The following is a 23,377-nucleotide window of genomic DNA, read 5'->3' as shown; positions in this document are numbered from 1 at the left end:
AAATGGTTGGACGTGCATGCGGTATGGAAGGGGTACGCCCAGGTATGTACTGTGAACCTATGACAAGCACTGTCGGTAGCCAAGATACAACCGGACCGATGACACGTGATGAAATCAAAGAACTTTCAGCTCTCGGTTTCTCAGCGGATTTCGTTCTTCAATCTTTCTGTCATACGGCAGCATACCCGAAACCGTCTGACGTGAAATTGCACGCAACATTGCCGGCATTTATCAGCTCACGCAGCGGTGTTGCCCTTCGTCCTGCGGACGGTGTTATCCACTCATGGTTGAACCGTATGGTTCTTCCGGACACGGTAGGAACCGGCGGTGACTCTCACACCCGTTTCCCTATCGGTGTGAGTTTCCCTGCAGGTTCAGGTCTTGTTGCGTTTGCAGCGGTTACCGGTTCTATGCCACTTGAAATGCCTGAGTCTGTATTGGTTCGCTTCAAAGGTGAAATGCAGCCGGGTATCACGCTACGTGACCTTGTTAACGCTATCCCGTATTATGCGATTAAACAAGGGCTTTTAACTGTTGAGAAAAAAGGGAAGAAAAATATCTTTAACGGACGTGTTTTGGAGATCGAAGGTCTTCCGAACATGAAAGTGGAACAAGCGTTCGAGCTTTCCGATGCGTCGGCTGAGCGTTCAGCGGCGGCCTGTACGGTTCGCCTGAACAAAGAACCGGTTATCGAATACCTAAAATCAAACGTAACGTTGATCGAAGCAATGATCGCAGACGGTTACGAAGATGCACGTACGCTTCAACGCCGTGCCGATAAAATGAAAGAGTGGCTAGCCGCTCCTTCATTGATGGAACCGGATGCGGATGCGGAATACGCTGCGATCATCGAAATCGACCTTGCAGAAGTAACAGAGCCGATCTTGGCATGTCCAAATGATCCTGACAATGTTAAATTGCTCAGCGAAGTTGCGGGTGAAAAAATCGATGAAGTATTCTTGGGCAGCTGTATGACCAACATCGGTCACTACCGTGCGGCGGGTGAAGTCATGCGCGGTGAAGGCAAAATTGCGGTTGAAAAATTCTGGATCGTTCCTCCGACCCGTATGGATGAGCAACAACTCATCAACGAAGGGTACTACGACGTTTATAAAGCGATCGAGGCACAAACCGAAGTTCCGGGATGTTCACTTTGTATGGGTAACCAAGCGAGTTCTCGTGAAGGTTCAACCGTATTCTCAACCTCTACCCGTAACTTCGACAACCGTCTAGGTAAAGGGACTCAGGTTTATCTAGGATCGGCTGAGCTTGCATCAGTATGTGCGAAACTCGGACGTATTCCGAGCGTAGCGGAATACATGAGTATCGTTCCTGAAAAATTGGCAGGAAAAGCAGATCAAGTCTATAAATATCTCAATTTCAATGAGATTGCTTCGTATTCTCTTCAAGCACGCAACGTCGCTGAAGAAAAATACGGCGTTACCATTAAAGCCGTATAACGCATCCCTCTCAAACACCCTCCCTGTGGGGGTTTTGCCATCTATGCTATAATCGCGTATCTATATTATAAAGCGACACAATGTCCACCTTCGATACCTTAGCCTTACGTTCCCCATTAAAAGAGGCATTAAAACGTCTTGACTTCACGACGATGACTCCAATTCAGGCAACGGCACTCCCTGTCATTTTAGACAAAAAAGATTGTATCGCCCAAGCAGCAACCGGAAGCGGTAAAACTTTGGCTTTCGGTTTAGGAGTTTTGAATTCGATTAACCCTAAATCGTTCGGGATTCAATCCCTTATCCTCTGCCCTACCCGCGAGCTTGCCGAACAAGTAGCAAAAGTACTCCGTTCACTCGCGTCCGAAATCGGGAATATTAAAATTCTTACCCTCTGCGGAGGTGTCCCGATGAAAGGGCAAATCCATTCGCTCAAGCATGGAGCTCACATTATCGTCGGTACCCCTGGCCGCGTCTTAAAGCTGCTTCAAACGGACGCCTTCGATCCGGCTCAAATCCAAACGGTGGTACTGGATGAAGCCGATCAGATGATCGACATGGGTTTTATCGAAGATATTACCGCCATCTTAGGATTTACACCTTCTTCACGGCAGAATCTTCTTTTCTCCGCTACCTTCCCCTCATCGATCCAGACGATTACATCAGAGTTTATGAAAGACCCCGTCATGGTCACTGCCGAACATTCGATCAGTAAACCGAAAATAGAAGAGATTGCCTATTTTTGCGACAATAAACTCTCTGCTATCGGACAAATTCTATCTCTGCACCATATCACTAATACCATTATTTTCTGCAATACCAAAATGGAAGCGAATGCGTTATATGAAGAGTTAAAACATATCGGCATTCATCCTTTGACTCTACATGGCGATATGGAACAGTTTGAGCGGAATGAGGCAATTTTACAGTTCCGCAACCTCAGTGTGCCGATACTCGTTGCCACCGATGTCGCAGGCAGAGGTATCGATATCGAGGGATTGGACGCCATCATAAACTATGAAGTCCCGATCCAAAACGAACGTTATACCCATCGAATCGGAAGAACCGGCCGTGCAGGCAAAACCGGAATTGCCATTACTCTCATCAGCCATTATCAACGCGAACGGTTCTTAGAACTAAATCGTCCGGTCAGCCCACAAGAGCTTCCAAAAAATATACAAGAAGAATTTCCCGAAAGCCTGATGCGTACCATTTGCATCGATGCCGGTAAAAAAGAGAAATTGAGGGCCGGAGACATTGTCGGAGCATTGATTCATGAATGCGGATTAACCCAGCAAGATATTGGAAAAATCGACCAGTTTGATCATTTGAGCTATGTCGCAATACCTCGCGAAAATGGTGAAAATATATACAAAAAATTTATAAACAAACCGATAAAAGGGAAAATATTTAGGAAATGGTTGCTAGACTAATGAAAACGGTTTATACCATATTAATGCGTGGAGTAAAAATCTAAATGGCTAATCAAGAATTAACCTTCGGTGATGAGGAATTTATCGTTTCAAAAACGGATTTACAAGGCAAAATCACTTATGGAAATGCCCTTTTTATAAAAATATCCGGATATACGGAACATGAACTTCTGAATCATCCGCATAATATTCTCCGTCATGAAGATATGCCCTCTGTCATCTTTAAGCTTCTCTGGAGCCGTATTAAAGAGGGAAAAGAGATATTCGCTTATGTAAAAAACAAAACAAAAGAGGGAGACTATTATTGGGTTTATGCGCATGTTACTCCTTCATTCGATGATAAAAGAGCGATCAGCAATTATCACTCGGTCCGCCGAAAGCCTTCTCAGAATGCACTCAATATTATTAAACCGCTTTACGCATTGCTCCTTGAAAAAGAACGACAAGGCGGAGTCATAAGCTCTGAAGCCGCACTTACCCAAGTACTAAAAGATAAAGGAATGTCGTACGATGAATTTGTCCTCTCTCTCTAAAGTCCAATATGCGAATATCATTTCTATTATCCTTTTCGTAGTAGCCCTTCTACTCGAAACGATTATAGACGGATGGAGCTGGATACGGATTTTAAATATTTTTAATTTCGCATTGGCCTGGTTTATTTTCTTAAACATACGCGAAACGCAAAAAACAATCAGTGAAGTAGCAACCGTTATCAAAGGTGCCGAAAAAGGGAATCTTGAAAGCCGTATAACCAATATCGTCGATCACGGTGAATTAAATGACTTGTGCTGGAATACAAATAACATGCTGGATCAAACGGAAGTCTTCATTCGGGAAATTCGTGCCAGTGTCGAAGCTTCAAGCCGCGATGAGTTTTACCGCCGCATCAATATTCAAGGTTTGCAGGGAGAATTTAAAGAAGCAAGTTCTTTTGTCAACAAAGCTATCGATTCCATGCATACCAACTATCTGCATATCCAAAAATCGATCCTAAACAGTGCTCTAGGTAAAATCGGTGCCGGTGTCGGCGGAGGGCTCGACGTCATCCAAAACGATCTACAAAATACAATTTTACGTCTTAATAACATTACTCAAATAAGCCAGAAAACCTCTAAAAATTCCTCAGAGACCGTCAGTGAATTAGAGATAATCATCACCAAACTCAACCATCTGATCGAATTGGTTCAAGTCTCTGCGGATGCAATTAATTCTCTCAACGAAAAAACGGGAGAAATTACCTCTGTCGTCAACCTGATCAAAGACATTGCCGATCAAACCAACCTTTTGGCATTGAATGCGGCTATCGAAGCGGCACGAGCAGGAGAACACGGTCGTGGTTTTGCCGTTGTTGCCGACGAGGTACGCAAACTGGCCGAACGAACCCAAAAAGCAACCGGAGAGATTGCTATTGCCGTTCAGACACTACAGCAAGAGACGACGGAGATTCACTCCAATTCAACCGATATGAACGAAATTGCCAACGAATCCAATGATGCAATAGAATCCTTCCGAGAAACACTCCATGCATTCAATAAAGATGCCATCAGCACTTCCGTTCAGGCAACGGCTATTGAAAATACGACCTTTGTTACTTTGGCTAAAATCGATCATATCATGTTTAAATCCAATGCCTACAAAAGCCTCGTCAACGGCCGTTCGGAGACCGTATTCTCCGACCATCATAACTGTCGCCTCGGTAAATGGTATGAAAGCGGTGCGGGGAAAGAGCGTTTTGCCCACCTTCCAAGCTATAAAGATATTGCGCAGCCGCATGAAATCGTTCACAACGAAGTGCACAAAAATTTACACTATATTCAAGAAAAAGATTTATCGGTGCAACATAAAGAAGATATTATCCGTAATTTTGAATCCATGGAAGATGCTAGCTACAAACTTTTCTCCCTGATGGACAACCTGATCCGCGAATCCGAAGAAAACTTGATGCGGAACAGTTAAAACCGGCTACATTACTTTTTAAAGTAACCTTCCAAAATTTGCTTCCCGAGCTCTACGCCGGGTTGATCGTAGGTATTGATCTCCAATAAAGCGCCACTGAGCGATGTGAGCAATTCATAATACAAAATCATTTCACCAACCGAAATTTCATCGATCTGTTTCCAGGCAATTTCATCCACACTTACGCCGCTTTGTAAAACGCTTTGCATCGTTGCGTAACACTGTGCATTAATCAAATCGTTGAAACTTTTTCCGTTTACAAAATCGCTTTTCTCAAGGTATTTGAGCGAAAGGTTTGGAATCATTAAGTGTTCTTCTGAATGTTCGATATGCAAAAAGGTGACCGTTTTATTCAACGGCCCTTCGATGATCAACTGTAAAAACGAATGCTGATCTACCGAACCGATTAGAGAAATCGGAGTGAGTCCCACTCTCTCGCCGCGACGGTTTCGTTTTCCAAGCGATTCTCCCCACAACTGCACTACCCATTTGCCAAACTCTTCAAATGTGTCGGAATAGGCAAATAAAACATTCATAGGAAATTGCTCTTTATGCGTTACGTAATAGGTTGCTTTTTGAATAAGATGCTCTTCCTGACGGTTCCAGAAACGCTCCAAAAATGCTTCTGCCCCTTTTAATATAGAGAGAGTATCGAAACCTGCCAATGTAAGCGGGACCATACCGACGGCACTTAATACCGAGAAACGTCCTCCGACATTGGCAGGGATAATGAAACGCCGCAGTTTATTTTCATCCGCAAAATGTGATAGTATGGAGTTATCGTCGCTGACCACATAAATTTGTTCGGAAGACATAAGCGGTAATTCAAAACTTGCGACAAGACGTTTAAAGATCGAAAGTGTCTCAACCGTCCCACCTGATTTTGAGATAACGATAAACAATGTTTTAAACTTGTCTATCTCTTTCATCTCGCTGATGATACTGATCGGATCCGAGTTTTCGAGGTAAATGATTTTTTTAGCATTAGGGGTACTCGGACGGAGCAATCGTTCGATCGCTTTTATCCCGAGTGAAGAGCCGCCGATACCGACGACGGCGATAGTATTAAATCGGCGGTTGATCTCGCTGTCCAATGCGGTCAGCTCATGAATCAGATCTTGAGACCCGGATGGCAGATGATAATATCCCACCTCTTGATTATGCGCTTCGAAACGAAGCGATTCATACCCTTTTTCAATCGTAAACGGGTCTAACTCTTTCGTATCGAAATGGGTGGTAAACCGTAGCATTAGCGCGTACCGATGAGAACAGTCATGTCAACCAGACGGCTGCTATACCCCCATTCATTATCATACCAAGCCAATACTTTGACCGTTTTCCCTTCTACAATGCTTGTCATATCGGGAACATATACCGAACTGAAAGTCGATCCGATGAAATCGCCGGATACACGTTTGTCGTTATCCACTTCGATAAGCCCTTTGAAAGCACCCTCAGCCGCTTCATTGAACGCTGCGTTAATATCTTCTTTCGTAACCTCTTTTTTGAGATTCACCGTTAAATCGACAAGTGAAACGTCCGGTGTAGGAACGCGCATCGAATAACCGTTCAATTTACCGAGAAGATGCGGCATAACTTTGCCGATCGCTTTCGCAGCACCCGTAGAGGTAGGAATCATGTTTAATGCGGCGGCACGAGCACGGCGCGGATCTTTTGCATGTTTAACATCCAAAATATTTTGATCGTTGGTATACGAGTGAATTGTCGTCATCAAGCCGTTTTCGATTCCAAATGCATCATCCAAAACTTTCGTAATCGGTGCAAGACAGTTTGTCGTACAGCTGGCGTTTGAAATAATCGCTTCGCCTTTATACTGATCCGAGTTTACGCCGAATACATAAGTCGGTGAATCATCTTTAGCCGGAGCTGACATAATGACTTTTCTAACGCCGTTTTTTAAATGCTTCGTACAACTTTCCTGATCAAGGAACTTTCCGGTACATTCGATAACGACTTCTGCACCGACTCCGCCGAAATCGACATTATCGATGTTGCGGTCGCTGAACATACGAACATTTTTACCGCCGATCGCAATTGTGTTCTCGTCGATCACTTTCGCGTCGATGCCTCTATGTACGCTGTCAAATTTGAGTAAATATTCAAGCATCTCCGGTTTAGCAGTCGTATTCAACGCCACTAACTCGATATCACTGCGTTCCGCAATAATCTTAGCTACAATAATCCCGATTCTTCCTGTGCCGTTAATCGCTACTTTGAGTGCCATAGAGACTCCTGAAAATTATTAAAGATATTTATTGTTTAATTGTAACGAAAAAACTTTAACAAGAAGATTACAAATATAAAGATTATCTCCCCGTTCGGAGAGAGATAGAGTTAGTAGCTGTAGGTTACCGTAACCGGTATCTGTTTTAACGGCGAATCACTGTCGACACTGATCTCTTTGCCTTTAAATTTTGCGAAATTCGTATATCCGCTCAAAACTTGGCGCGTTTTGTAATTCATGACTGTCTCGCAACGACGAACCGTTTGGGATGTTGACGAAGCCGGAGTATTGTACTTGCTTCCGATATTCTGCCCGGCAAGCGTTCCCAAAACCGCACCGCCGACCGTTGCAACAGTCTTACCGGTTCCACCGCCGACATTGTGTCCGAGTACACCCCCTAAAACGCCCCCGGCAACAGCGCCGATAACATCGTTATTACCGCTTCCGCCAGAACTGACCTGTTCTTGTACATCATAACATTTTTGAGTTGGAACTTCTTCTTGAATCGTCGAATACACAGGAGTCGAACGGGTAACACTAACATATTCTACCGTTGAAAAACTCTCTGCCATCAATGCAGTTCCTACTATGAGAAGGGGCAAAGTGACACTTATAATCCGGTGATTAAACATAGGTTTTCCTTTGTTATTTTCACGAGAGTATAAAACTGAATTGTTAATCGATAGTGAATTATGATTGATGGCCGTATAGGAGGGCGTTAATTTTTTCGTATATGTCCAATACTTCGTCTTTCTTTTCAAAGAAACTGTTTTTATTGGCGATCAAATGAGTGGTCGATTCCATGATCGTTTCTACTACTTCTAATCCGTTTTGTTTCATCGTACTTCCTGTTTCGACGACATCCACGATCATATCTGCAAGTCCCACCAACGGTGCAAGCTCGATTGAACCATAAAGCTTTATGATATCGGCGGCAACCGCTCGCTCGGCAAAATAGCGCTTGGTGATATTCACCATTTTGGTCGCGACTTTTATCTCGCTTTTCGTGAAATCGGGTTTTTCTCCCGCACGCATACCGATAGCGACACGGCATTTCCCCTTTTGCAGGTCGAGCAGACGGATAACATCCAACCCCTGTTCTTCCAGTGTGTCGAGTCCGACAACGCCGATATCGGCAGCCTGATGATAGACGTATGTTGCTACGTCTTGATTACGGACCAATAAAAACTTGAAGTTTTCGGTTTGTAGGATTAATTTACGATCGTCGAATTTAAAACTGCTTCCGAAAATCGTTTCGAAAATTTCCAACGTATCTTCGGCAATTCGCCCTTTCGGGAGTGCGACACTTAGCATTTAGAACCTTTTTGAAGTAGCTTTTCCATCCCTTGGAAGATCAAATCTTCCGCTACGATTGCATCCTTGAAATATCGGGATAACAACCGAGCATCGCCACCTGTGAGGTACAAAGGTTTTCCGAGACGCTCGATCTTTTCAATCAAAGGCGCCAAAAAACCGACCGTAAGGGCATCGGGAGTATTTTTCGCCATTTTAGCCAAATCAACCTCAAAGTTAAATGACACGTTCAGTGCAGGAGAAAGTCTACCGTATGCCTCTTGTGCCGTGCGAAGCCCGAGCGAGATAAATCCCCCCTGATACGCACCGCCGCTCATCACATCAACGGTAATGGCACTTCCGGCATCGACGACAACGCCCTCTTCTATCGCTTCGCACGCCATAATACGGTCAATTCCCATCGTGGTATAGTACTTTTCCCATGCAATACGATCACGAAGATTATGCCAATTCGGATATTCCGAAATGTGTTCGTCAAAAGCCGCATTGACGCTAATATAGTAAACATCATTCAAAAGGATGAAAGGATCAAACTCTTCCACCTTTATTTTGGTACGTTTACCCTGTTCTAACAGATCAACCGATGTATTTCCGACGTCGCATAATATCATGCGGATATTATAGCTTAAGAACTCCGTTAACCCGTGTGACACTGTCACTTTTATGGAGACTCAAACGGACAATCGAATCTTCCAGAGCCACTAAATCGTGGATAACATTTGGTTCCAATGCCACGACATCCCCCGATCCGAAGATCATCCGTTCCTCTCCTATCCCGAAATCAATCTCACCCGAAACGATCATCACGGTAATCGGAAACGTCGTTTTATGGGCCTTCATCGCCTGTCCTTCACGGAAAACGATTCGAATCTCTTTCGTAAAGTCATTAACGAGTATGGGGGTGATCACAGGCTGTGTTTCACCGTAAACGATGTCGGCCAGAAATGAGCAATATTGCATTATCGTCCTTTTTTGTTTAGGATGATAGCCAAATACGTAATCTTATCTCTTGATGAAAATCAAGATAGCGCCATCGGATGGTGTTTAATTACCGTCTGCTGAAGATTTTGCTTTTGAACATGGGTATATATCTGCGTGGTAAGCAGCGACGCATGCCCGAGCAGTTCCTGCACGACGCGCAGATCGGCCCCGCCGAGAATCAGTGCCGTCGCATACGAGTGGCGTAGAGAGTGAGGAGAAACCCCAAGATACTTTTGGGTAATTTTAAATGCGGAGACACGACTCAGCGGTTCACCACGATAGTTCAGCCACAAAGTCCGTTTGGCAAACGGACAGGCATCCTGATATATTCGAAGGGCTTTAAGGGCATCGGGAGCAATCGGAACATAACGCTCTTTTTCCCCTTTACCGTGACGAATGCGGATCCATTCACCCTCGATATCCCTCTCTTCCGCGGCAAGAGACTCTCCGATACGCATGCCGGTTGCGTACAAGAACAAAATAAGCGCATAATCGCGCAATCCGATCCACTCGCTTCGATCGATACGTCGAAGCCCGGCTTCAATCGTTTCATAAGGCAAATATTTGGGAAGGTTTTTAGGAATTTTCGATAATGAGAATTTGGAGGAAACCGAATCGTAGTGATGGCGGTGGCAGAAATCCAAAAAAGAGTTGAAAGCCGAAAGCTTCCGGTTAAGCGTCCGCTTATTCGCGATTTGACCCAATAAGCGGAAAATCTCGTGCGACTCCATCGACACCAGATTTTTTCCGATCTTCTCTTCTATTTCGACAAGATCACGGGTATATGCCTCAATCGTACGGGGGCTTAATCGCTTAATGACACTAATGTATTCGATAAAAGCGTCAAGCTCTCCGGACATTATTGAATGTTGATGTAACGGTCGTCGAAATAAAAACTGCCGTCACCGACAAAAATTTTGTTCTCAACATCCAAATCGACATCATAGATATCGTAAGCTAAGAGGTTTTTCGTCAATGCGATCATATATCCCTCTTGCTCCAATACGTAAACTCGGTCGTTTTGAACGCTGATAGCGACAAAATGGGCAAACGGGAATTTCTTTTTCGCTTTGAACTGCAGTGTCGGGCTCAGTGCGATAACTTCCCCTTGCTTGGTCGTGATCCAAATGCCGTCCGTCGTATAGGCAATGTTGCGAATTTCATATTTTTCACGTGACTCTTTTTGCGCTAGTGCCAATAGCCCGTATCCCGTCGATGCGACAAGGTTGTTATCGATCACGTTGAGATACGTAATGTTGTTGAAATACTCTTCGGAGCTTACGACAACCGAACGAAGCACCTGTTTCGTCTCGGAGTTAACGATAACCAGTTTCCCGTCCAATGTCAAAAAGATAACCAATTCCTTCAGAAAATATGGGTTGGCAATACGGGCATCGACAGCTACAGGTGCATTCGAAGGCTCTTTAAAAAGGAGCTTTTTAGACTCGATCGAATATAAAGCCATCTCGTTATTCGCGAACAGAACCGCCATCGTATCGTTTTGGATACTGACGGCGGCAACGCTCCGTTTGAGTTCAAACGTTACGCGTGTGTCGGTACCGTCTTCAGGCATAAGAACGAGGTTCCCCTCAGGGCTTTCGGTAATAACCCAAGAATCGCTCACGTTGATCAAACGATAATCTTCAGGAATTTTAAATGCTTTTTCTCCCGCTTTTGTCAGGAGATGTCCGTTATCCAAAACGGCGGCAGATTGGGAAACCTGCGCGATGGAAGAACTTAAATGCCCGGCGTTGCGCCATTCGCCTTTAACATTCTCGGGTTTAAAGACCTCTTTGTGCGAACATCCGCTAAATAGCAGAACCATTGAGGCCGAAAGGGCGATTAGGGCGATTTTCATTATTTTACTCCGTAATGGGACAATGCTTGTCCCGCTTGAAAAATTGGGGAATCTTCAGGGATTAAGGCGATTTTTTGACGTGCGGTTGCAACATTTCCCTCTTCGATCGCTTTTACGGCCAATTCCAGTAAAGCGATGTCTTTATACAAAGCACCTTGTTTTTTTGTATATTCTTCAAGCATTTTAGCATCGCCTTTGATCGCTGCGGTCTCATATCCTGCGATGTCGGCAACGCCGAAAGCCTCTGAATTTTTTAATGAATCGAGTATCGTAACATCATTTTGGGCAATCCCGCGGGAAAGTCTCCATAGGTCATACAATTCAGGATTATCGTTTTTAAGAGTTTGTTCCGCTTTGGTATCGGAAGGATTTGTCAATAAAACGTTAAAAGCGGCATTGGAGCTCTCGATCTTCCCGTTTTTGTACGCTTGATAGGCTATTGCCCCTCCTACAGCCAACAACGAAGCGGCTACCACGGCGATCAAAGGTTTCTGATACCGCTTAATGAACCGTTCCGTGCGGATAGCGCTTTCAAAAAACTTCTCTTCTGAATTCAGCTCCTCTTTAAGGGCATCCATATTCTCTTTTAGACTCAAAACGTCTCCTGTCTTTTACAATCATTAATCGAGCAATAATATCTCACCCTACGTTAAAGTTTTGTAAACCTAAAATTAGGGTACAATTATTTCCATAAATTTATCACGACTTAGGTTAACCATGCAAATCGACGAAACACTTTTACAACGACTCGAAAAGCTCTCTTATCTCGAAATTCCGCAGGAACACAGAAAAGAGATGATTGTGCAACTCAGCGAAATCGTCTCATTTGTCGACAATCTCACTGAACTCGATACCGACGGTGTAGAAGCGACATTTGCGATGTCCGATGTTTCAACCCGTCTTCGCGATGACGTGGGAATCGTCGAACGTTCAATCAATGACGATATTTTAGCCCATGCGCCCCATTCTCAAGAACACTTTTTTATCGTTCCTAAAATCATCGAGTAATCATGCTGCAGATATACGGGATTAAAAACTGCGGAAGTGTGAAGAAAGCGCTTCAATTTTTCGATACACACAATATCCCCTATGTTTTTCATGACTTTAAAACTGCTCCCGTCAATGAAGAAAAAATTCTATCATGGCTCTCAAAAAGCAACCTTTCCGTTCTTTTGAATACCAAAGGAACCACATACCGGACCTTGAATCTCAAAGCCCTTGCGCTGAACGATAATGAAAAAATCAGATGGATGGGAGAACACAATCTTCTCATCAAGCGTCCTGTAATCGAATATGGCGACCAAGTGATCGTCGGATATGAGCAATCTCACTACGAAGGAATATTTCTCTCATGAATGCAGCACTGGATATCCATAAACTTCTCAAAAGCGTTGTTGCCTATAAAGCTTCCGATCTCCACCTCGTCAGTCGTTCCGAGCCGCAAATCCGTATCGACGGTCGTCTTGTCGCCCTTAATCTTCCGATACTTGACGGTAAAGACATCGAAGAGATGGGATATTCGCTTCTCACTGAGAAACAGAAGAAAACCTTTGAAGAAAACAATGAACTCGACTTTTCAATCGTCATTCCAGACGTCGGCAGATTTCGTGCCAACTACTACAAAACGATGGATGACGTCGCGTGTGCATTTCGTATCATTCCGGTAACGATTCCTTCGCTGGATGATCTGAATGCCAAAAAAATCTTTAAAGAGATTATTAAACGCGAAAAAGGGCTTATCCTCGTAACCGGCCCTACCGGAAGCGGTAAATCGACTACCTTAGCGGCAATGCTCAATGAAATCAATATGAACGAAGCTCGCCATATCATCACTGTCGAAGATCCGGTCGAGTTTGTGCACAGCAATAAAAAATCGCTTTTCTCACACCGTAATATCGGGACTGACACCAAAAGTTTCTCGGCTGCGCTCAAATATGCGTTGCGTGAAGACCCTGACGTCATTCTAATCGGGGAGATGCGGGACCGAGAAACGATTTCGGCGGCATTGACAGCGGCAGAAACGGGGCACTTGGTTTTCGGAACGTTGCATACCAACTCCGCTCCGCAAACGATCAACCGTATCATCGACGTTTTCTCAGGCGACGAGCAGCCGCAGGTACGAGCACAGCTCTCTACCTCCCTGATCGCCGTTATCTCCCAAGCTTTATTGCCGAAAATCGGAGGAGGACGTATCGCTGCCCAAGAGATTATGATCACCAATCCCGCTATCGCCAATCTGATCCGCGAAGACAAAGTGCATCAGCTTTATTCCCAAATGCAGTTGAATCAGCAAGGGACCAGTATGACGACGCAAACACAGGAAATCGTCGAGTTTTTACGTAAAAAACTGGTTAGCAAAGAGACGGCACTGCAATATTCCAATAAACCTGACGAACTTCTACGAGTCATCAGTTCCATGTAATTTCTCCCCGCGGGGAGAAGCTAACTTAAAGTTTATTTCAAAAATCTCCGCTCTTCAGCCGCTTTATGGAATACCGTTCTCAAAATAGCTTATAATTCTTTATTATGAAATATGAACACTTACTCAAAGGTCACCGCCTTAAAATAACACCGCAGCGAATCGCGATTATCGAGCTTATGTACCAAAAAGGGCACATAAATATCGATGAACTTTATTCGGCAATTCGTAAAAAATTTACCTCAATCTCGTTGGCGACTTTATACAAAAATATTCATACGATGATGGAGGTGAGCCTGATTCGCGAAGTTAAAGTTCCGGGGCATAAATCCAAATACGAAATCGAAAAAGAATCGCATATCCATGTACTGTGCAATGTATGCGGCGATCTTGAAGATATTCCGCTCAACCCGGCGGAAATACTTGAAAATGCCGTTAAATTGTCACAATACCGTACAGAAGAGATTTCTGTGGTCATTTCGGGTATTTGCCCCGAGTGTCAGAAAAAGAGTCTCTGAAAGAGTCGGGAGAAAAGAAATACGGAACAAACTTCGTATCGGCTTAGCGATGGGCTTCTTTTAGCGTATCGGCAATCAAAAATGCCAATTCCAACGATTGATCCGCATTCAAACGCGGGTCACAATGGGTATGGTAGCGGCTTTTCAAATTTTCGGATGTAATCTCGAACGATCCACCCAGACATTCAGTGACATTTTTACCCGTCATCTCCAGATGCACCCCTCCGGCATAGGTTCCTTCCGATTTATGGACTTGGAAGAATTGCTTCATCTCTTTAAGAACCGCATCGACCGGACGGGTTTTATACCCGTTGCTCGTGATGGTGTTTCCGTGCATAGGATCACAGCTCCAAAGCACTTTTTTCCCTTCACGTTCGATCGCACGGATCAAGGCAGGCATACCGTCGGCAACTTTATCGGCTCCCATGCGAACGATTACGTTTAACCGTCCCGCTTCGTTCTCCGGGTTGAGAATATCGCACAATCGGATCAGATCTTCCGGATCCATCGACGGTCCCGCTTTCACACCGATCGGGTTTTTGATACCGCGCATGAACTCGACGTGCGCACCGTCAAGCTGGCGGGTACGGTCACCGATCCACAACATATGCGACGATACGTCATACCAATCTCCCGTCAATGAGTCCTGACGGGTAAACGCTTCCTCGTAATTGAGCAACAATGCTTCATGAGACGTGAAGAAATCGGTTTCGCGCAGAGTTCGGTACGTATCCGACGTAATTCCGCACGCCGCCATAAACCGAAGCGAATCATCGATTTGACGAGAAAGATCGTCGTATTTTTTCGTCATTTCATTTTGTCCGACGAATCCGAGGTTCCAGGCATGAACCTGATGCAAATCGGCAAGCCCTCCAGAAGCAAACGCCCGTAAAAGGTTTAACGTCGCTGCGGATTGGTTATAGGCCTGAACCATACGATGCGGATCGGGTACGCGTGCTTCGGCACTGAAATCGACGCCGTTGATAATATCGCCGCGATAACTCGGCAGTGTAACTCCGTCAACCGTTTCGGTATCGGATGAACGCGGTTTCGCGAATTGTCCCCCGAGTCGTCCCACTTTGACGACGGGAACACCGCCGGCAAACGTCATGACGACAGCCATCTGCATCATTACTTTGAAAGTATCGCGAATGTTGTGTGCATGAAATTCTGAAAAGCTCTCCGCACAATCGCCTCCTTGAAGCAAAAAGGCTTTTCCTTCACATACGTCAGCCAAATTTTTTTTCAATGTTCTGGCTTCGCCGGCAAAAACGAGCGGAGGATAATTACGAAGCTGTGATTCGATTTGTTCCAAAACCGCTTGATCCGGATATGTCGGTTGTTGTTTAATCGGTTTTTCTCTCCAGCTGGATCGATTCCACGTTTTCATAAATTATCTCCTGCGTGCTCACGCACCGTTAATTAGTATCCGAATTTTAGCGTTTTATCCTAAAAGAGGACTGATTAAAGGTATCAAAAGTTATCTTTATGTTTGAAAAAGTATAATGGCATTACTTTTAGAGAGTTTGATTTAGCCTTTTTTGGACAAAACGGAAGGCTTTTTTGAACATCCGAAACACACACGTAAGGTCCGATGGTGCAAGCTAACCAAATTCATCCTTTGCTCAATCATTTTTGCAAAGAACTCTCTGTACATCTGGAATCGCTCAGCAAACACCAAACGACAATCGATCCGAGCGAGTTTGCCGAGTTGGTTGCCGCTGCAACGAACGAAGTGCTGGAGTTGTATTCCTCAGGTGAGTTTGATTTGAACACCTATCGCCAAAGCACTGCAGAAGAGTACAAAGAACTTGCACGCCAAAGCATCGATTCTTATTCGTTAACAAACGATACGATCGGTGAGATAGCCGAAAAACATGCCGAATTACTCGAAGAAAGCACGACATCGGGCTTAATTGATTTCGGCAAAATCACAGAGAAGTTCAGCGATATTCAAACACATCTCAGTGACGAGGTCTCACGTGCCAACGAAGTCATACATACCCTCCTTGAACAGGTCAAAACACTCGAAACTAAAACATCGCTTGACCCGTTGACTAAAGTTTTCAACCGCTACGCGCTCCAAGAACATCTCAAAACCGTTCTGGAAAAAGAGTCCATGGATTTCGAAATGTTCGCTTTTATGATCGATGTTGACGATTTCAAAAACATCAACGACCGTTTCGGGCATATTGCCGGAGACAAAGTACTGATTTTTATCTCAAAACTTTTGAAAAAAGCGCTCAGAGACGGCGATCGCGTCTACCGTTTCGGAGGTGAAGAGTTTATTATTCTTCTCAACCGTACCGATACCGAGGGGGCGCAATTGGTAGCGGAACGTCTATTAACCCTGTGCCGTAACAACAAACCCCTCTTCCAAAATCAACAGATCCCGGTGACGTTGAGTATCGGCCTCACCAAAATCATCAAAGGCGATTCGATCGATTCGATTATCGAACGTTCCGATACCGCTTTATACCGTGCCAAAAACAACGGCAAAGACCGTTTTGAAATGGAGTTTTAATGGATTTGAATTATTTTGACGTCGCCGTCGGATCAATCGTCCTGTTACTAGGATTGAAAGGGCTTCTGAACGGTTTTTCAAAAGAAGTATTCGGTATGATCGGTATCGTAGGGGGAGTCTTTGTCGCCTCCCATCTGGGCGGGTATATGGGAAAATTTCTCAGCGATACACTCTTTCATTTTGAAACACCGACGGCCATCAATTTGATCGGTTTTATCTTCGCTCTGGGAATTTTTTGGCTTTTAATGGTTGCACTGGGCGCCGGATTTAAAAAATTAAGTTCTCTCAGCGGTTTAGGACCGCTTGACCGTATTTTAGGTTTTATCGTCGGCAGCAGCAAGTTTTTCTTTATCCTTTCGATTATCGTTTATGCCCTATTCAGCGTTACCGCCATTCGTGAAAACTTGGAGCCGAAAATGGCGAACAGCATTTTTTACAAACCGATGTTCGCAACGGGAGACTTTATTCTACATATCGAAACCGATGACGTGACTTCCATGCTAAGCGATACCAATAAAACCGAATCACCTTCCGACACCGAAAAGGAGAAATAATCTATGGGTGCATACACCGATTTTACCGAAAGAACCGTTGAGTATAACAAGCTCTTAAGCGATTTTAAACAACTTCTAAAAGCTAACGGTCTTAAATTCACCATCCAGCGCGAAGTGATTTTGGAAATGCTCTATAATTCCGATGAACATCTAACTCCCGAAGCGCTCCACCATTTGATCCAGGAGAAACATCCTGAACTCAATACCGGCATAGCAACGGTGTATCGAACCCTTTCTTTGTTGGAAGGTTCAGATATGGTCACATCTCTCTCTTTCGGCGCTCAGGGTAAAAAATACGAGCTTGGTGCCAAAGATCATCACGACCATATCATCTGTACCTCGTGCGGAAGTATCACCGAATTCGTCGACGAAGAGATCGAGCAACGTCAGAAAAAAATTACCCAAGAGCTTGGTTTTGTCATGCAAGAACACTCGATGCAGATTTACGGCATTTGTAAAAACTGCCAAACAAAGCCTAAAAGCTAACCATTTTTGAAAGGAATCCCATTGGCATTTGAAAACCAATACGTACAGCAACGGATAGAAAAAGCCGAAGCGCTTAGAGCTCTCGGAATCGATCCGTATGCAAACAATTCGGCACGCAACACAACTATCGAAAAATTTCACAACGTCAACTCCGATCTGTTTCAGACCGAAGAAAAACGTAACGAAAATCGCCACTACATTGTTGCAGGACGGATTAAACTTTACCGTTTGATGGGTAAAGCAAGTTTTATTAAAATCGAAGACGAAAGCGGCATGCTCCAAATTTACGTCGCCCGTGACAATCTCCCGGAAAATTTTTACAACGATATTTTCAAGAAACTCGTTGAAGTCGGCGATATCGTCGAAGTGAGCGGCTATCCGTTCGTAACACAACACGGTGAGCTCTCACTTCATGCCGACAGCCTTAAAATCTTAACCAAAGCGATTTCGCCGTTACCGGAGAAGTTTCATGGTATTCAAGACAAAGAGATGCGCTACCGTCAACGCTACCTCGATCTGATTATGAATTCCGAAGTTCGTAAAACGTTTCATATCCGCTCGAAAGTCATCAGCCTTACCCGCCGCTTTTTCGAGGACAAAGGCTTTTTAGAAGTCGAAACGCCGATGATGCACCCGATCGCGGGGGGAGCCAATGCGAAACCGTTCGTTACTCATCATAATGCCCTCGGAATCGACCGATACTTGCGTATTGCACCTGAGCTGTATCTCAAACGTCTCATCGTCGGCGGATTTGAAGCGGTATTTGAAATCAACCGTAACTTCCGCAATGAAGGGATGGATGCAACCCATAACCCTGAGTTCACCTCCATCGAATTTTACTGGGCGTTCAAAACCTATAAAGATTTGATCATTATTACCAAAGAGTATTTCGAATATCTCTTCGATCATCTCGACCTCCCCAAACGTCTCCCGTACGGTGAGTTGGAAGTCGATTTCGATCAGTTTAGCGAAATCGAACTGGTTAAAAGTCTCAGCGTCATCGGCGGTGTTCCGGAAGAGATCGTCAATGATAAAGAGTCCATTTTGGCATTTTTAAAATCGAAAAATCTTGAAGCCAATGCGGCGATGAATCTCGGACAGCTTCAAGGCGAACTCTTTGACGAATTTGTCGAAGCCAAGCTGATTAACCCGACTTTCATTACCCACTATCCGGTCGAAATCTCCCCTCTTGCACGTCGTAATGACGAGCGTCCTGAGCTGACAGATCGCTTTGAGCTTTTCATTGCGGGACGCGAGATCGCCAACGCGTTCAGTGAACTTAACGACCCGGTCGATCAGCTGCAACGTTTTGAAGGGCAAATGGCGGCCAAAGATTCAGGCGATGACGAAGCCCACGAGATGGACGAAGATTTTGTCACTGCCCTCTCTTACGGAATGGCACCGACCGCGGGTCAGGGGATCGGTATCGACCGTCTCGTCATGATGCTGACCAATCAACACTCAATCCGGGATGTATTGCTTTTCCCGGCAATGAAACCTCTACAAAACACCCAAACCAACAACGGAGAAGAAGAATGAGTTTCCTCAAAGAATACGATAACGAAATTTATGCATTGTGCGAGCAAGAGCTCGAACGTCAAACCGATCATTTGGAAATGATCGCATCAGAAAACTTTACCCTTCCGGCCGTTATGGAAGCGATGGGTTCGGTATTCACCAACAAATATGCAGAAGGGTATCCGGCAAAACGCTACTACGGCGGATGTGAATTTGCCGACGGTGTAGAACAGCTCGCAATCGACCGTGCCTGCGAATTGTTCGGTTGTAAATTTGCAAACGTGCAGCCCCACTCGGGTTCCTCGGCAAACGGCGCCGTTTATGCTGCGTTGCTTCAAGCCGGCGATAAACTTCTCGGTATGGATCTCAGCCACGGCGGACACTTGACACACGGTTCAAAAGTCAGTTTTTCAGGTAAAAACTACCACAGTTTTTCATATGGTGTCGAACTTGACGGCCGCATCAACTATGAGCGTGTCATGGACATCGCAAAAATCGTCCAACCGAAAATTATCGTGTGCGGTGCTTCAGCGTATGCACGCGAAATCGATTTCAAAAAATTCCGTGAAATCGCCGATGCCGTCGGAGCGATTTTGTTCGCCGATATCGCCCATATCGCCGGCCTAGTCTGTGCGGGCGAACACCCGAGCCCATTCCCGTATGCGGATGTTGTTACGACAACTACCCACAAAACACTTGCGGGTCCTCGCGGCGGTATGATCATGACCAATGACGAAGAGATCGCTAAAAAAATCAACTCGGCAATCTTCCCAGCACTTCAGGGCGGACCGTTGGTTCATGTCATTGCGGCAAAAGCGGTCGGCTTCAAATACAATCTTTCCGATGCGTGGAAAGTCTATGCGAAACAAGTGAAAGCCAACGCAAAAGTTCTTGCAGACGTTTTGATGAAACGGGGTTACGACATCGTCAGCGGCGGAACCGACAACCATCTAATCCTTGTCTCTTTCCTAAATAAAGACTTCAGCGGTAAAGATGCCGATGCGGCGCTCGGACGTGCCGGAATCACGGTTAATAAAAATACCGTACCGGGAGAAACTCGCTCGCCGTTCGTTACCTCGGGTGTTCGTATCGGAAGCCCGGCGTTGACATCACGCGGGATGAAAGAAAAAGAGTTCGAGCTTATCGCAAACCGTATTGCCGACGTATTGGACGATATTGAAAACGTTGAAAAGCAGGCTGCAATCAAAGAAGAGCTCAAAGCACTCGCCAAAAATTTTGTTATTTATAACCAACCGACATATTAAGTAAAAGGTACCGCCCATGACATCGATGGATATGAAACTGATCAAAATGATTTCAGACCATTACTGGCTGAAACATGACAACATCGTCAATAAAATTGATTTCAAAGGGCGTACTTTTTTCAACAAATACGAGAGAATTGACAAAACCCTCACACAAGCGATTATCGATCAGCACCTCAAAGGGCAAATTACCGTTGCCCATTCGTTGATAAACAAGTTTGAAAAAGTAGAAAACATCGTTATTGACTACAACGGAACCGATCCTCAGCGCTTTTATCACAAAGCACAGCTTTTACTCCGTGAAGAGGGCTTCATCAATTTTACCGCGTTTGAAACCAAAACACCGGGACACCTTCACGTTTACATTCATAAAGGTCATACTACTTTACAAGAGGCTAATCAACTGGGTAAAATGATCTCCATGAAATTAGCCGCAAAACAACCAAAACAGTGGCGCATGTTCCCTACTCTCGATCTGCCGGCAGAATACAACATTCTCAACCTGCCGTATGAAGTCTACGCTAAAGAGCGCGGAGCTTCATGGTCGAAACATATGTAACGCGCATTTGTACCAATACAGAAGGAACGGGATTTAATAATGGAAGAAAAAAACGAACTTAACGACATTATCCTCAATAAAGGGGGATCAGGCTCTAACAGCAAAAAGCTTTTACTGGCGATTGCGGCACTGACGCTGATCTTAATCATTGTCCTCGTCATCATGAATTCGCTCAAAAGCGAGAGTAATGAACAAGCACCGCATGCAGCCGTGCCGCCTGAACCTTCGGCACCTTCCGAGATCATTGACGATCCTTTATTTGAACCGGTAGAAGTGATCCAAGAAGGCGGTAATACGACCTCGGCTCAAGATTTGGGACAAATTGCCCAAAAAATCAAACAGGAATCTTTCCAAGATTCTCCGGTTCAAGAAACCGTTGTTCAGCCTGCGGCTTCAGCTCCAATCGAGCACACCTCGGCTCCGGCGGCATCCAAACCGGTACAGACTACTGTCGTCATTCCGAAAGTCGAATCAAAATCGTTTGCCAAGCCTGTCGAAACACCGAAGTCTCAGCCCGCAACTAAAACTGCGCAACCCGTAATCAATACACCGACGATCAAAACTTCTAAACCGGCAGAAACCAAAACCGCTGTCGAACCTAAAAAAACAACGACAAGCACACCTAAGGCCGCAGTAGTCTCTACCGAGGCAAAACCTACTGAAAAAGCGGCGGATGCACCTGCTAAAACAGCAGAAAAAGCGGAAGATAAAAGCGGAATCTATTATATTCAAGTCGGTTCTTTTGCCAAACAACCGAATCAAGCTCTCTTTGACCATATTAATGCAAGCGGGTTGAAATATACAACCGTTCCGAACGGTGCGGCGACCAAAGTAATTATCGGGCCGTTCCAAGGAGAGAAAGCGGCACGCGACGTTCTAGGTACGGTACGTAAAAATATCGAATCCGGCGCTTACATCACAAAGGGGTAACGTGATAACATCGCGCCATTTTTCTCTAGATCAATTTGCCCCGATAGCCGTGTATGAAAAGATGAAAAATCTTTTCAAAGGCGAAGTCAGTTTCTTATTTGAAAGTGCCGGAAACAGCGACGGCAACTATACGATAATCGTCGTCGGTGCACGTGAACGTCTCAGCTACAGCAATGCTCAAACAACCTATACCGATCTTTCTGGACAAAGCCGAACTTTTGAGAGTTCTCCTTTTGAGTTTCTTAAAGAGTACTATCGCAAACTCGATCAAAAAGCCTATCGGGAACGTGCAAAAGAACTTGGAGTCGGATACATTGACGGATTTATCGGCTATATCGGATATGATATGGTTCAAGTATTCGAGCCGGTTTTGAAAGAGTATATGTCCGATCTGATCGACCAGTCGCACACTCCTGATATGGATCTTATCCTACCGAAGCTGACACTGGTCGTTTCGCATAAAAACGCAACGATTACTCTGCTTAGCTGCATCGAATCGATGAAAAACCGTTTTGACGAAATCGAATCAACGCTGAAAGCTCCCTATAGCTACACGCCGCTGATTCCGATTCAAGAGGACAAAGGGGGCGAATTCATCTTTACTAAAGAGAAATTCTTTTCGATGGTGGAAGAGTCTAAAAAGATGATCCGCAGCGGCGATGTCTTTCAGATTTTGATGACGAATCGCTATATCCGCAATGCCAAAGTCGATCCGTTTAGTTTCTATCGCATCCTTCGGCTGAAAAATCCCTCCCCTTATATGTAGTTGATGGAATATGAAGATTTCAGCATTGTCGGAAGTTCTCCCGAAGTGATGGTTCGCCTCACCGACGGCGATATTCTTCTGCGCCCTATCGCAGGGACTCGTAAACGCGGCGGCACGAAACAGCGCGATTTGGAGCTCGAAGAAGAGCTTCTCTCTGATCCGAAAGAACTTTCTGAACATCTGATGCTCATCGATTTGGGACGCAACGATGTCGGCCGCGTCGCCAAAACCGGTACGGTCAAAGTCGAAGAGATGATGCATGTCGAGCGCTATTCGCACGTCATGCATATCGTCTCAGACGTACATGCGCAAATTGCGGAGGAGAAGGATATGTTCGATCTCCTCGCGGCAACCTTCACCGCCGGAACGATGACCGGTGCCCCTAAAATCCGCGCGATGGAACTGATCGCGGAGTATGAAGGGGTCAAACGAGGGTTCTACAGCGGAACTATCGGTTATTTCGGATTTGACGGAAACATGGACAGCGCCATTACCATCCGTACCGCTTTGGTCAAAGCCGATCAGGTTATTTTACAAGCGGGGGCCGGCGTTGTCGCCGATTCGCAAAACGAACTTGAATACCTCGAAGTG

At 45.0% G+C, this 23,377-nt stretch carries 25 protein-coding genes and 1 pseudogene; 16 read left to right on the top strand and 10 right to left on the bottom strand.

Features of this window, described 5'->3' with window-relative positions:
* The 4 genes from Q0389_RS10450 to Q0389_RS10435 form a co-directional block, all read left to right on the top strand.
* A partial coding sequence (locus Q0389_RS10450) for a bifunctional aconitate hydratase 2/2-methylisocitrate dehydratase (RefSeq protein WP_298693992.1) occupies positions 1-1,460 on the top strand: 1,460 nt, incomplete at its 5' end.
* Positions 1,461-1,540: 80 nt separating this feature from the next.
* Complete coding sequence (gene dbpA / locus Q0389_RS10445) at positions 1,541-2,893, top strand: ATP-dependent RNA helicase DbpA (RefSeq protein WP_298693990.1); 1,353 nt, start codon at positions 1,541-1,543, stop codon at positions 2,891-2,893.
* Between the two features lie 44 nt (positions 2,894-2,937).
* Entirely contained in the window at positions 2,938-3,426 is a 489-nt protein-coding gene (locus Q0389_RS10440) for a PAS domain S-box protein (RefSeq protein WP_298693989.1), read from the top strand.
* Complete coding sequence (locus Q0389_RS10435; protein WP_298693988.1) at positions 3,404-4,849, top strand: methyl-accepting chemotaxis protein; 1,446 nt, start codon at positions 3,404-3,406, stop codon at positions 4,847-4,849. Before Q0389_RS10440 ends, Q0389_RS10435 begins: the two co-directional genes overlap by 23 nt.
* Before the next feature lie 11 nt (positions 4,850-4,860).
* On the opposite strand, the gene Q0389_RS10430 is transcribed toward Q0389_RS10435, so the two are convergent.
* From Q0389_RS10430 to Q0389_RS10390, 9 genes are all read right to left on the bottom strand, one after another.
* Positions 4,861-6,099 (bottom strand): glucose-6-phosphate isomerase, encoded by a 1,239-nt coding sequence (locus Q0389_RS10430; protein WP_298693987.1) that lies wholly within the window; start codon positions 6,097-6,099, stop codon positions 4,861-4,863.
* A complete protein-coding gene (gene gap, locus Q0389_RS10425) occupies positions 6,099-7,094 on the bottom strand; it encodes a type I glyceraldehyde-3-phosphate dehydrogenase (RefSeq protein ID WP_298693986.1) in 996 nt (331 codons plus the stop codon). The genes Q0389_RS10430 and gap overlap by 1 nt, the downstream gene beginning before the upstream one ends.
* Positions 7,095-7,204: 110 nt before the next feature.
* The gene (locus tag Q0389_RS10420; RefSeq protein WP_298693984.1) at positions 7,205-7,726 is read right to left on the bottom strand and encodes a glycine zipper 2TM domain-containing protein; all 522 of its coding nucleotides are present in this window, start codon (positions 7,724-7,726) and stop codon (positions 7,205-7,207) included.
* A gap of 58 nt (positions 7,727-7,784) precedes the next feature.
* Complete coding sequence (hisG, locus tag Q0389_RS10415; RefSeq protein WP_298693982.1) at positions 7,785-8,408, bottom strand: ATP phosphoribosyltransferase; 624 nt, start codon at positions 8,406-8,408, stop codon at positions 7,785-7,787.
* A complete protein-coding gene (locus Q0389_RS10410) occupies positions 8,402-9,019 on the bottom strand; it encodes a type III pantothenate kinase (protein ID WP_298693980.1) in 618 nt (205 codons plus the stop codon). The genes hisG and Q0389_RS10410 overlap by 7 nt, the downstream gene beginning before the upstream one ends.
* Positions 9,020-9,026: 7 nt before the next feature.
* Complete coding sequence (locus tag Q0389_RS10405) at positions 9,027-9,368, bottom strand: cupin domain-containing protein (RefSeq protein WP_298693979.1); 342 nt, start codon at positions 9,366-9,368, stop codon at positions 9,027-9,029.
* A gap of 59 nt (positions 9,369-9,427) precedes the next feature.
* Positions 9,428-10,249: a tyrosine-type recombinase/integrase gene (locus tag Q0389_RS10400; protein ID WP_298693978.1), complete on the bottom strand. Its 822-nt coding sequence runs from the start codon at positions 10,247-10,249 to the stop codon at positions 9,428-9,430.
* A complete protein-coding gene (locus Q0389_RS10395; RefSeq protein ID WP_298693977.1) occupies positions 10,249-11,247 on the bottom strand; it encodes a PQQ-binding-like beta-propeller repeat protein in 999 nt (332 codons plus the stop codon). Before Q0389_RS10395 ends, Q0389_RS10400 begins: the two co-directional genes overlap by 1 nt.
* The gene (locus Q0389_RS10390; RefSeq protein ID WP_298693975.1) at positions 11,247-11,843 is read right to left on the bottom strand and encodes a hypothetical protein; all 597 of its coding nucleotides are present in this window, start codon (positions 11,841-11,843) and stop codon (positions 11,247-11,249) included. Before Q0389_RS10390 ends, Q0389_RS10395 begins: the two co-directional genes overlap by 1 nt.
* A 121-nt stretch (positions 11,844-11,964) precedes the next feature.
* On the opposite strand from Q0389_RS10390, the gene gatC reads away from it, so the two are divergent.
* From gatC to Q0389_RS10370, 4 genes are all read left to right on the top strand, one after another.
* Entirely contained in the window at positions 11,965-12,255 is a 291-nt protein-coding gene (gene gatC / locus Q0389_RS10385) for an Asp-tRNA(Asn)/Glu-tRNA(Gln) amidotransferase subunit GatC (RefSeq protein WP_298693973.1), read from the top strand.
* 2 nt (positions 12,256-12,257) lie between these two features.
* The gene (locus Q0389_RS10380) at positions 12,258-12,602 is read left to right on the top strand and encodes an arsenate reductase family protein (RefSeq protein WP_298693971.1); all 345 of its coding nucleotides are present in this window, start codon (positions 12,258-12,260) and stop codon (positions 12,600-12,602) included.
* Positions 12,599-13,669: a type IV pilus twitching motility protein PilT gene (locus Q0389_RS10375; RefSeq protein WP_298693970.1), complete on the top strand. Its 1,071-nt coding sequence runs from the start codon at positions 12,599-12,601 to the stop codon at positions 13,667-13,669. Before Q0389_RS10380 ends, Q0389_RS10375 begins: the two co-directional genes overlap by 4 nt.
* A 104-nt stretch (positions 13,670-13,773) precedes the next feature.
* Complete coding sequence (locus tag Q0389_RS10370) at positions 13,774-14,184, top strand: Fur family transcriptional regulator (protein WP_298693969.1); 411 nt, start codon at positions 13,774-13,776, stop codon at positions 14,182-14,184.
* 43 nt (positions 14,185-14,227) lie between these two features.
* Here Q0389_RS10370 and Q0389_RS10365 read toward each other — a convergent pair whose 3' ends face one another.
* Positions 14,228-15,574, bottom strand: coding sequence for a class II 3-deoxy-7-phosphoheptulonate synthase (locus Q0389_RS10365; RefSeq protein WP_298693968.1), 1,347 nt, complete (start codon positions 15,572-15,574; stop codon positions 14,228-14,230).
* A 207-nt stretch (positions 15,575-15,781) separates the two neighbouring features.
* On the opposite strand from Q0389_RS10365, the gene Q0389_RS10360 reads away from it, so the two are divergent.
* From Q0389_RS10360 to Q0389_RS10325, 8 genes and pseudogenes are all read left to right on the top strand, one after another.
* Positions 15,782-16,708 carry a GGDEF domain-containing protein gene (locus tag Q0389_RS10360; RefSeq protein ID WP_298693967.1) on the top strand — a complete coding sequence of 309 codons (927 nt, stop codon included), beginning with the start codon at positions 15,782-15,784 and terminating at the stop codon, positions 16,706-16,708.
* Positions 16,708-17,262 carry a CvpA family protein gene (locus Q0389_RS10355; RefSeq protein ID WP_298693966.1) on the top strand — a complete coding sequence of 185 codons (555 nt, stop codon included), beginning with the start codon at positions 16,708-16,710 and terminating at the stop codon, positions 17,260-17,262. Before Q0389_RS10360 ends, Q0389_RS10355 begins: the two co-directional genes overlap by 1 nt.
* Before the next feature lie 3 nt (positions 17,263-17,265).
* Positions 17,266-17,748 carry a Fur family transcriptional regulator gene (locus Q0389_RS10350; protein WP_298693965.1) on the top strand — a complete coding sequence of 161 codons (483 nt, stop codon included), beginning with the start codon at positions 17,266-17,268 and terminating at the stop codon, positions 17,746-17,748.
* 21 nt (positions 17,749-17,769) lie between these two features.
* Complete coding sequence (lysS, locus tag Q0389_RS10345) at positions 17,770-19,287, top strand: lysine--tRNA ligase (RefSeq protein WP_298693963.1); 1,518 nt, start codon at positions 17,770-17,772, stop codon at positions 19,285-19,287.
* Entirely contained in the window at positions 19,284-20,531 is a 1,248-nt protein-coding gene (locus tag Q0389_RS10340; protein ID WP_298693962.1) for a serine hydroxymethyltransferase, read from the top strand. Before lysS ends, Q0389_RS10340 begins: the two co-directional genes overlap by 4 nt.
* A 16-nt stretch (positions 20,532-20,547) precedes the next feature.
* Complete coding sequence (locus tag Q0389_RS10335) at positions 20,548-21,090, top strand: DUF1882 domain-containing protein (RefSeq protein WP_298693960.1); 543 nt, start codon at positions 20,548-20,550, stop codon at positions 21,088-21,090.
* Positions 21,091-21,129: 39 nt separating this feature from the next.
* On the top strand, positions 21,130-22,020 hold the full coding sequence (locus Q0389_RS10330; RefSeq protein WP_298693958.1) for an SPOR domain-containing protein: 891 nt from the start codon (positions 21,130-21,132) through the stop codon (positions 22,018-22,020).
* 1 nt (position 22,021) lies between these two features.
* A pseudogene (locus tag Q0389_RS10325) lies at positions 22,022-23,377 on the top strand (anthranilate synthase component I family protein); the annotation flags it as partial.

The organism is uncultured Sulfuricurvum sp. (assembly GCF_937936435.1).
Lineage (GTDB): Bacteria > Campylobacterota > Campylobacteria > Campylobacterales > Sulfurimonadaceae > Sulfuricurvum.
The sequence above is the reverse complement of the archived record's forward strand: the minus strand, read 5'-3'. Positions and strand labels throughout refer to the sequence as shown.

Excerpts from the sequence above, each read along its gene's own strand:
- Q0389_RS10395 (WP_298693977.1), bottom strand. The coding sequence starts at position 11,247 with ATGAAAATCGCCCTAATCGCCCTTTCGGCCTCAATGGTTCTGCTATTT.
- Q0389_RS10440 (WP_298693989.1), top strand. The coding sequence starts at position 2,938 with ATGGCTAATCAAGAATTAACCTTCGGTGATGAGGAATTTATCGTTTCA.
- Q0389_RS10420 (WP_298693984.1), bottom strand. The coding sequence starts at position 7,726 with ATGTTTAATCACCGGATTATAAGTGTCACTTTGCCCCTTCTCATAGTA.
- hisG (WP_298693982.1), bottom strand. The coding sequence starts at position 8,408 with ATGCTAAGTGTCGCACTCCCGAAAGGGCGAATTGCCGAAGATACGTTG.
- Q0389_RS10340 (WP_298693962.1), top strand. The coding sequence starts at position 19,284 with ATGAGTTTCCTCAAAGAATACGATAACGAAATTTATGCATTGTGCGAG.
- Q0389_RS10335 (WP_298693960.1), top strand. The coding sequence starts at position 20,548 with ATGACATCGATGGATATGAAACTGATCAAAATGATTTCAGACCATTAC.
- Q0389_RS10435 (WP_298693988.1), top strand. The coding sequence starts at position 3,404 with ATGAATTTGTCCTCTCTCTCTAAAGTCCAATATGCGAATATCATTTCT.
- Q0389_RS10370 (WP_298693969.1), top strand. The coding sequence starts at position 13,774 with ATGAAATATGAACACTTACTCAAAGGTCACCGCCTTAAAATAACACCG.
- Q0389_RS10430 (WP_298693987.1), bottom strand. The coding sequence starts at position 6,099 with ATGCTACGGTTTACCACCCATTTCGATACGAAAGAGTTAGACCCGTTT.
- Q0389_RS10380 (WP_298693971.1), top strand. The coding sequence starts at position 12,258 with ATGCTGCAGATATACGGGATTAAAAACTGCGGAAGTGTGAAGAAAGCG.
- Q0389_RS10410 (WP_298693980.1), bottom strand. The coding sequence starts at position 9,019 with ATGATATTATGCGACGTCGGAAATACATCGGTTGATCTGTTAGAACAG.
- Q0389_RS10355 (WP_298693966.1), top strand. The coding sequence starts at position 16,708 with ATGGATTTGAATTATTTTGACGTCGCCGTCGGATCAATCGTCCTGTTA.
- Q0389_RS10330 (WP_298693958.1), top strand. The coding sequence starts at position 21,130 with ATGGAAGAAAAAAACGAACTTAACGACATTATCCTCAATAAAGGGGGA.
- Q0389_RS10405 (WP_298693979.1), bottom strand. The coding sequence starts at position 9,368 with ATGCAATATTGCTCATTTCTGGCCGACATCGTTTACGGTGAAACACAG.
- Q0389_RS10365 (WP_298693968.1), bottom strand. The coding sequence starts at position 15,574 with ATGAAAACGTGGAATCGATCCAGCTGGAGAGAAAAACCGATTAAACAA.
- gap (WP_298693986.1), bottom strand. The coding sequence starts at position 7,094 with ATGGCACTCAAAGTAGCGATTAACGGCACAGGAAGAATCGGGATTATT.
- Q0389_RS10350 (WP_298693965.1), top strand. The coding sequence starts at position 17,266 with ATGGGTGCATACACCGATTTTACCGAAAGAACCGTTGAGTATAACAAG.
- Q0389_RS10375 (WP_298693970.1), top strand. The coding sequence starts at position 12,599 with ATGAATGCAGCACTGGATATCCATAAACTTCTCAAAAGCGTTGTTGCC.
- gatC (WP_298693973.1), top strand. The coding sequence starts at position 11,965 with ATGCAAATCGACGAAACACTTTTACAACGACTCGAAAAGCTCTCTTAT.
- Q0389_RS10400 (WP_298693978.1), bottom strand. The coding sequence starts at position 10,249 with ATGTCCGGAGAGCTTGACGCTTTTATCGAATACATTAGTGTCATTAAG.
- dbpA (WP_298693990.1), top strand. The coding sequence starts at position 1,541 with ATGTCCACCTTCGATACCTTAGCCTTACGTTCCCCATTAAAAGAGGCA.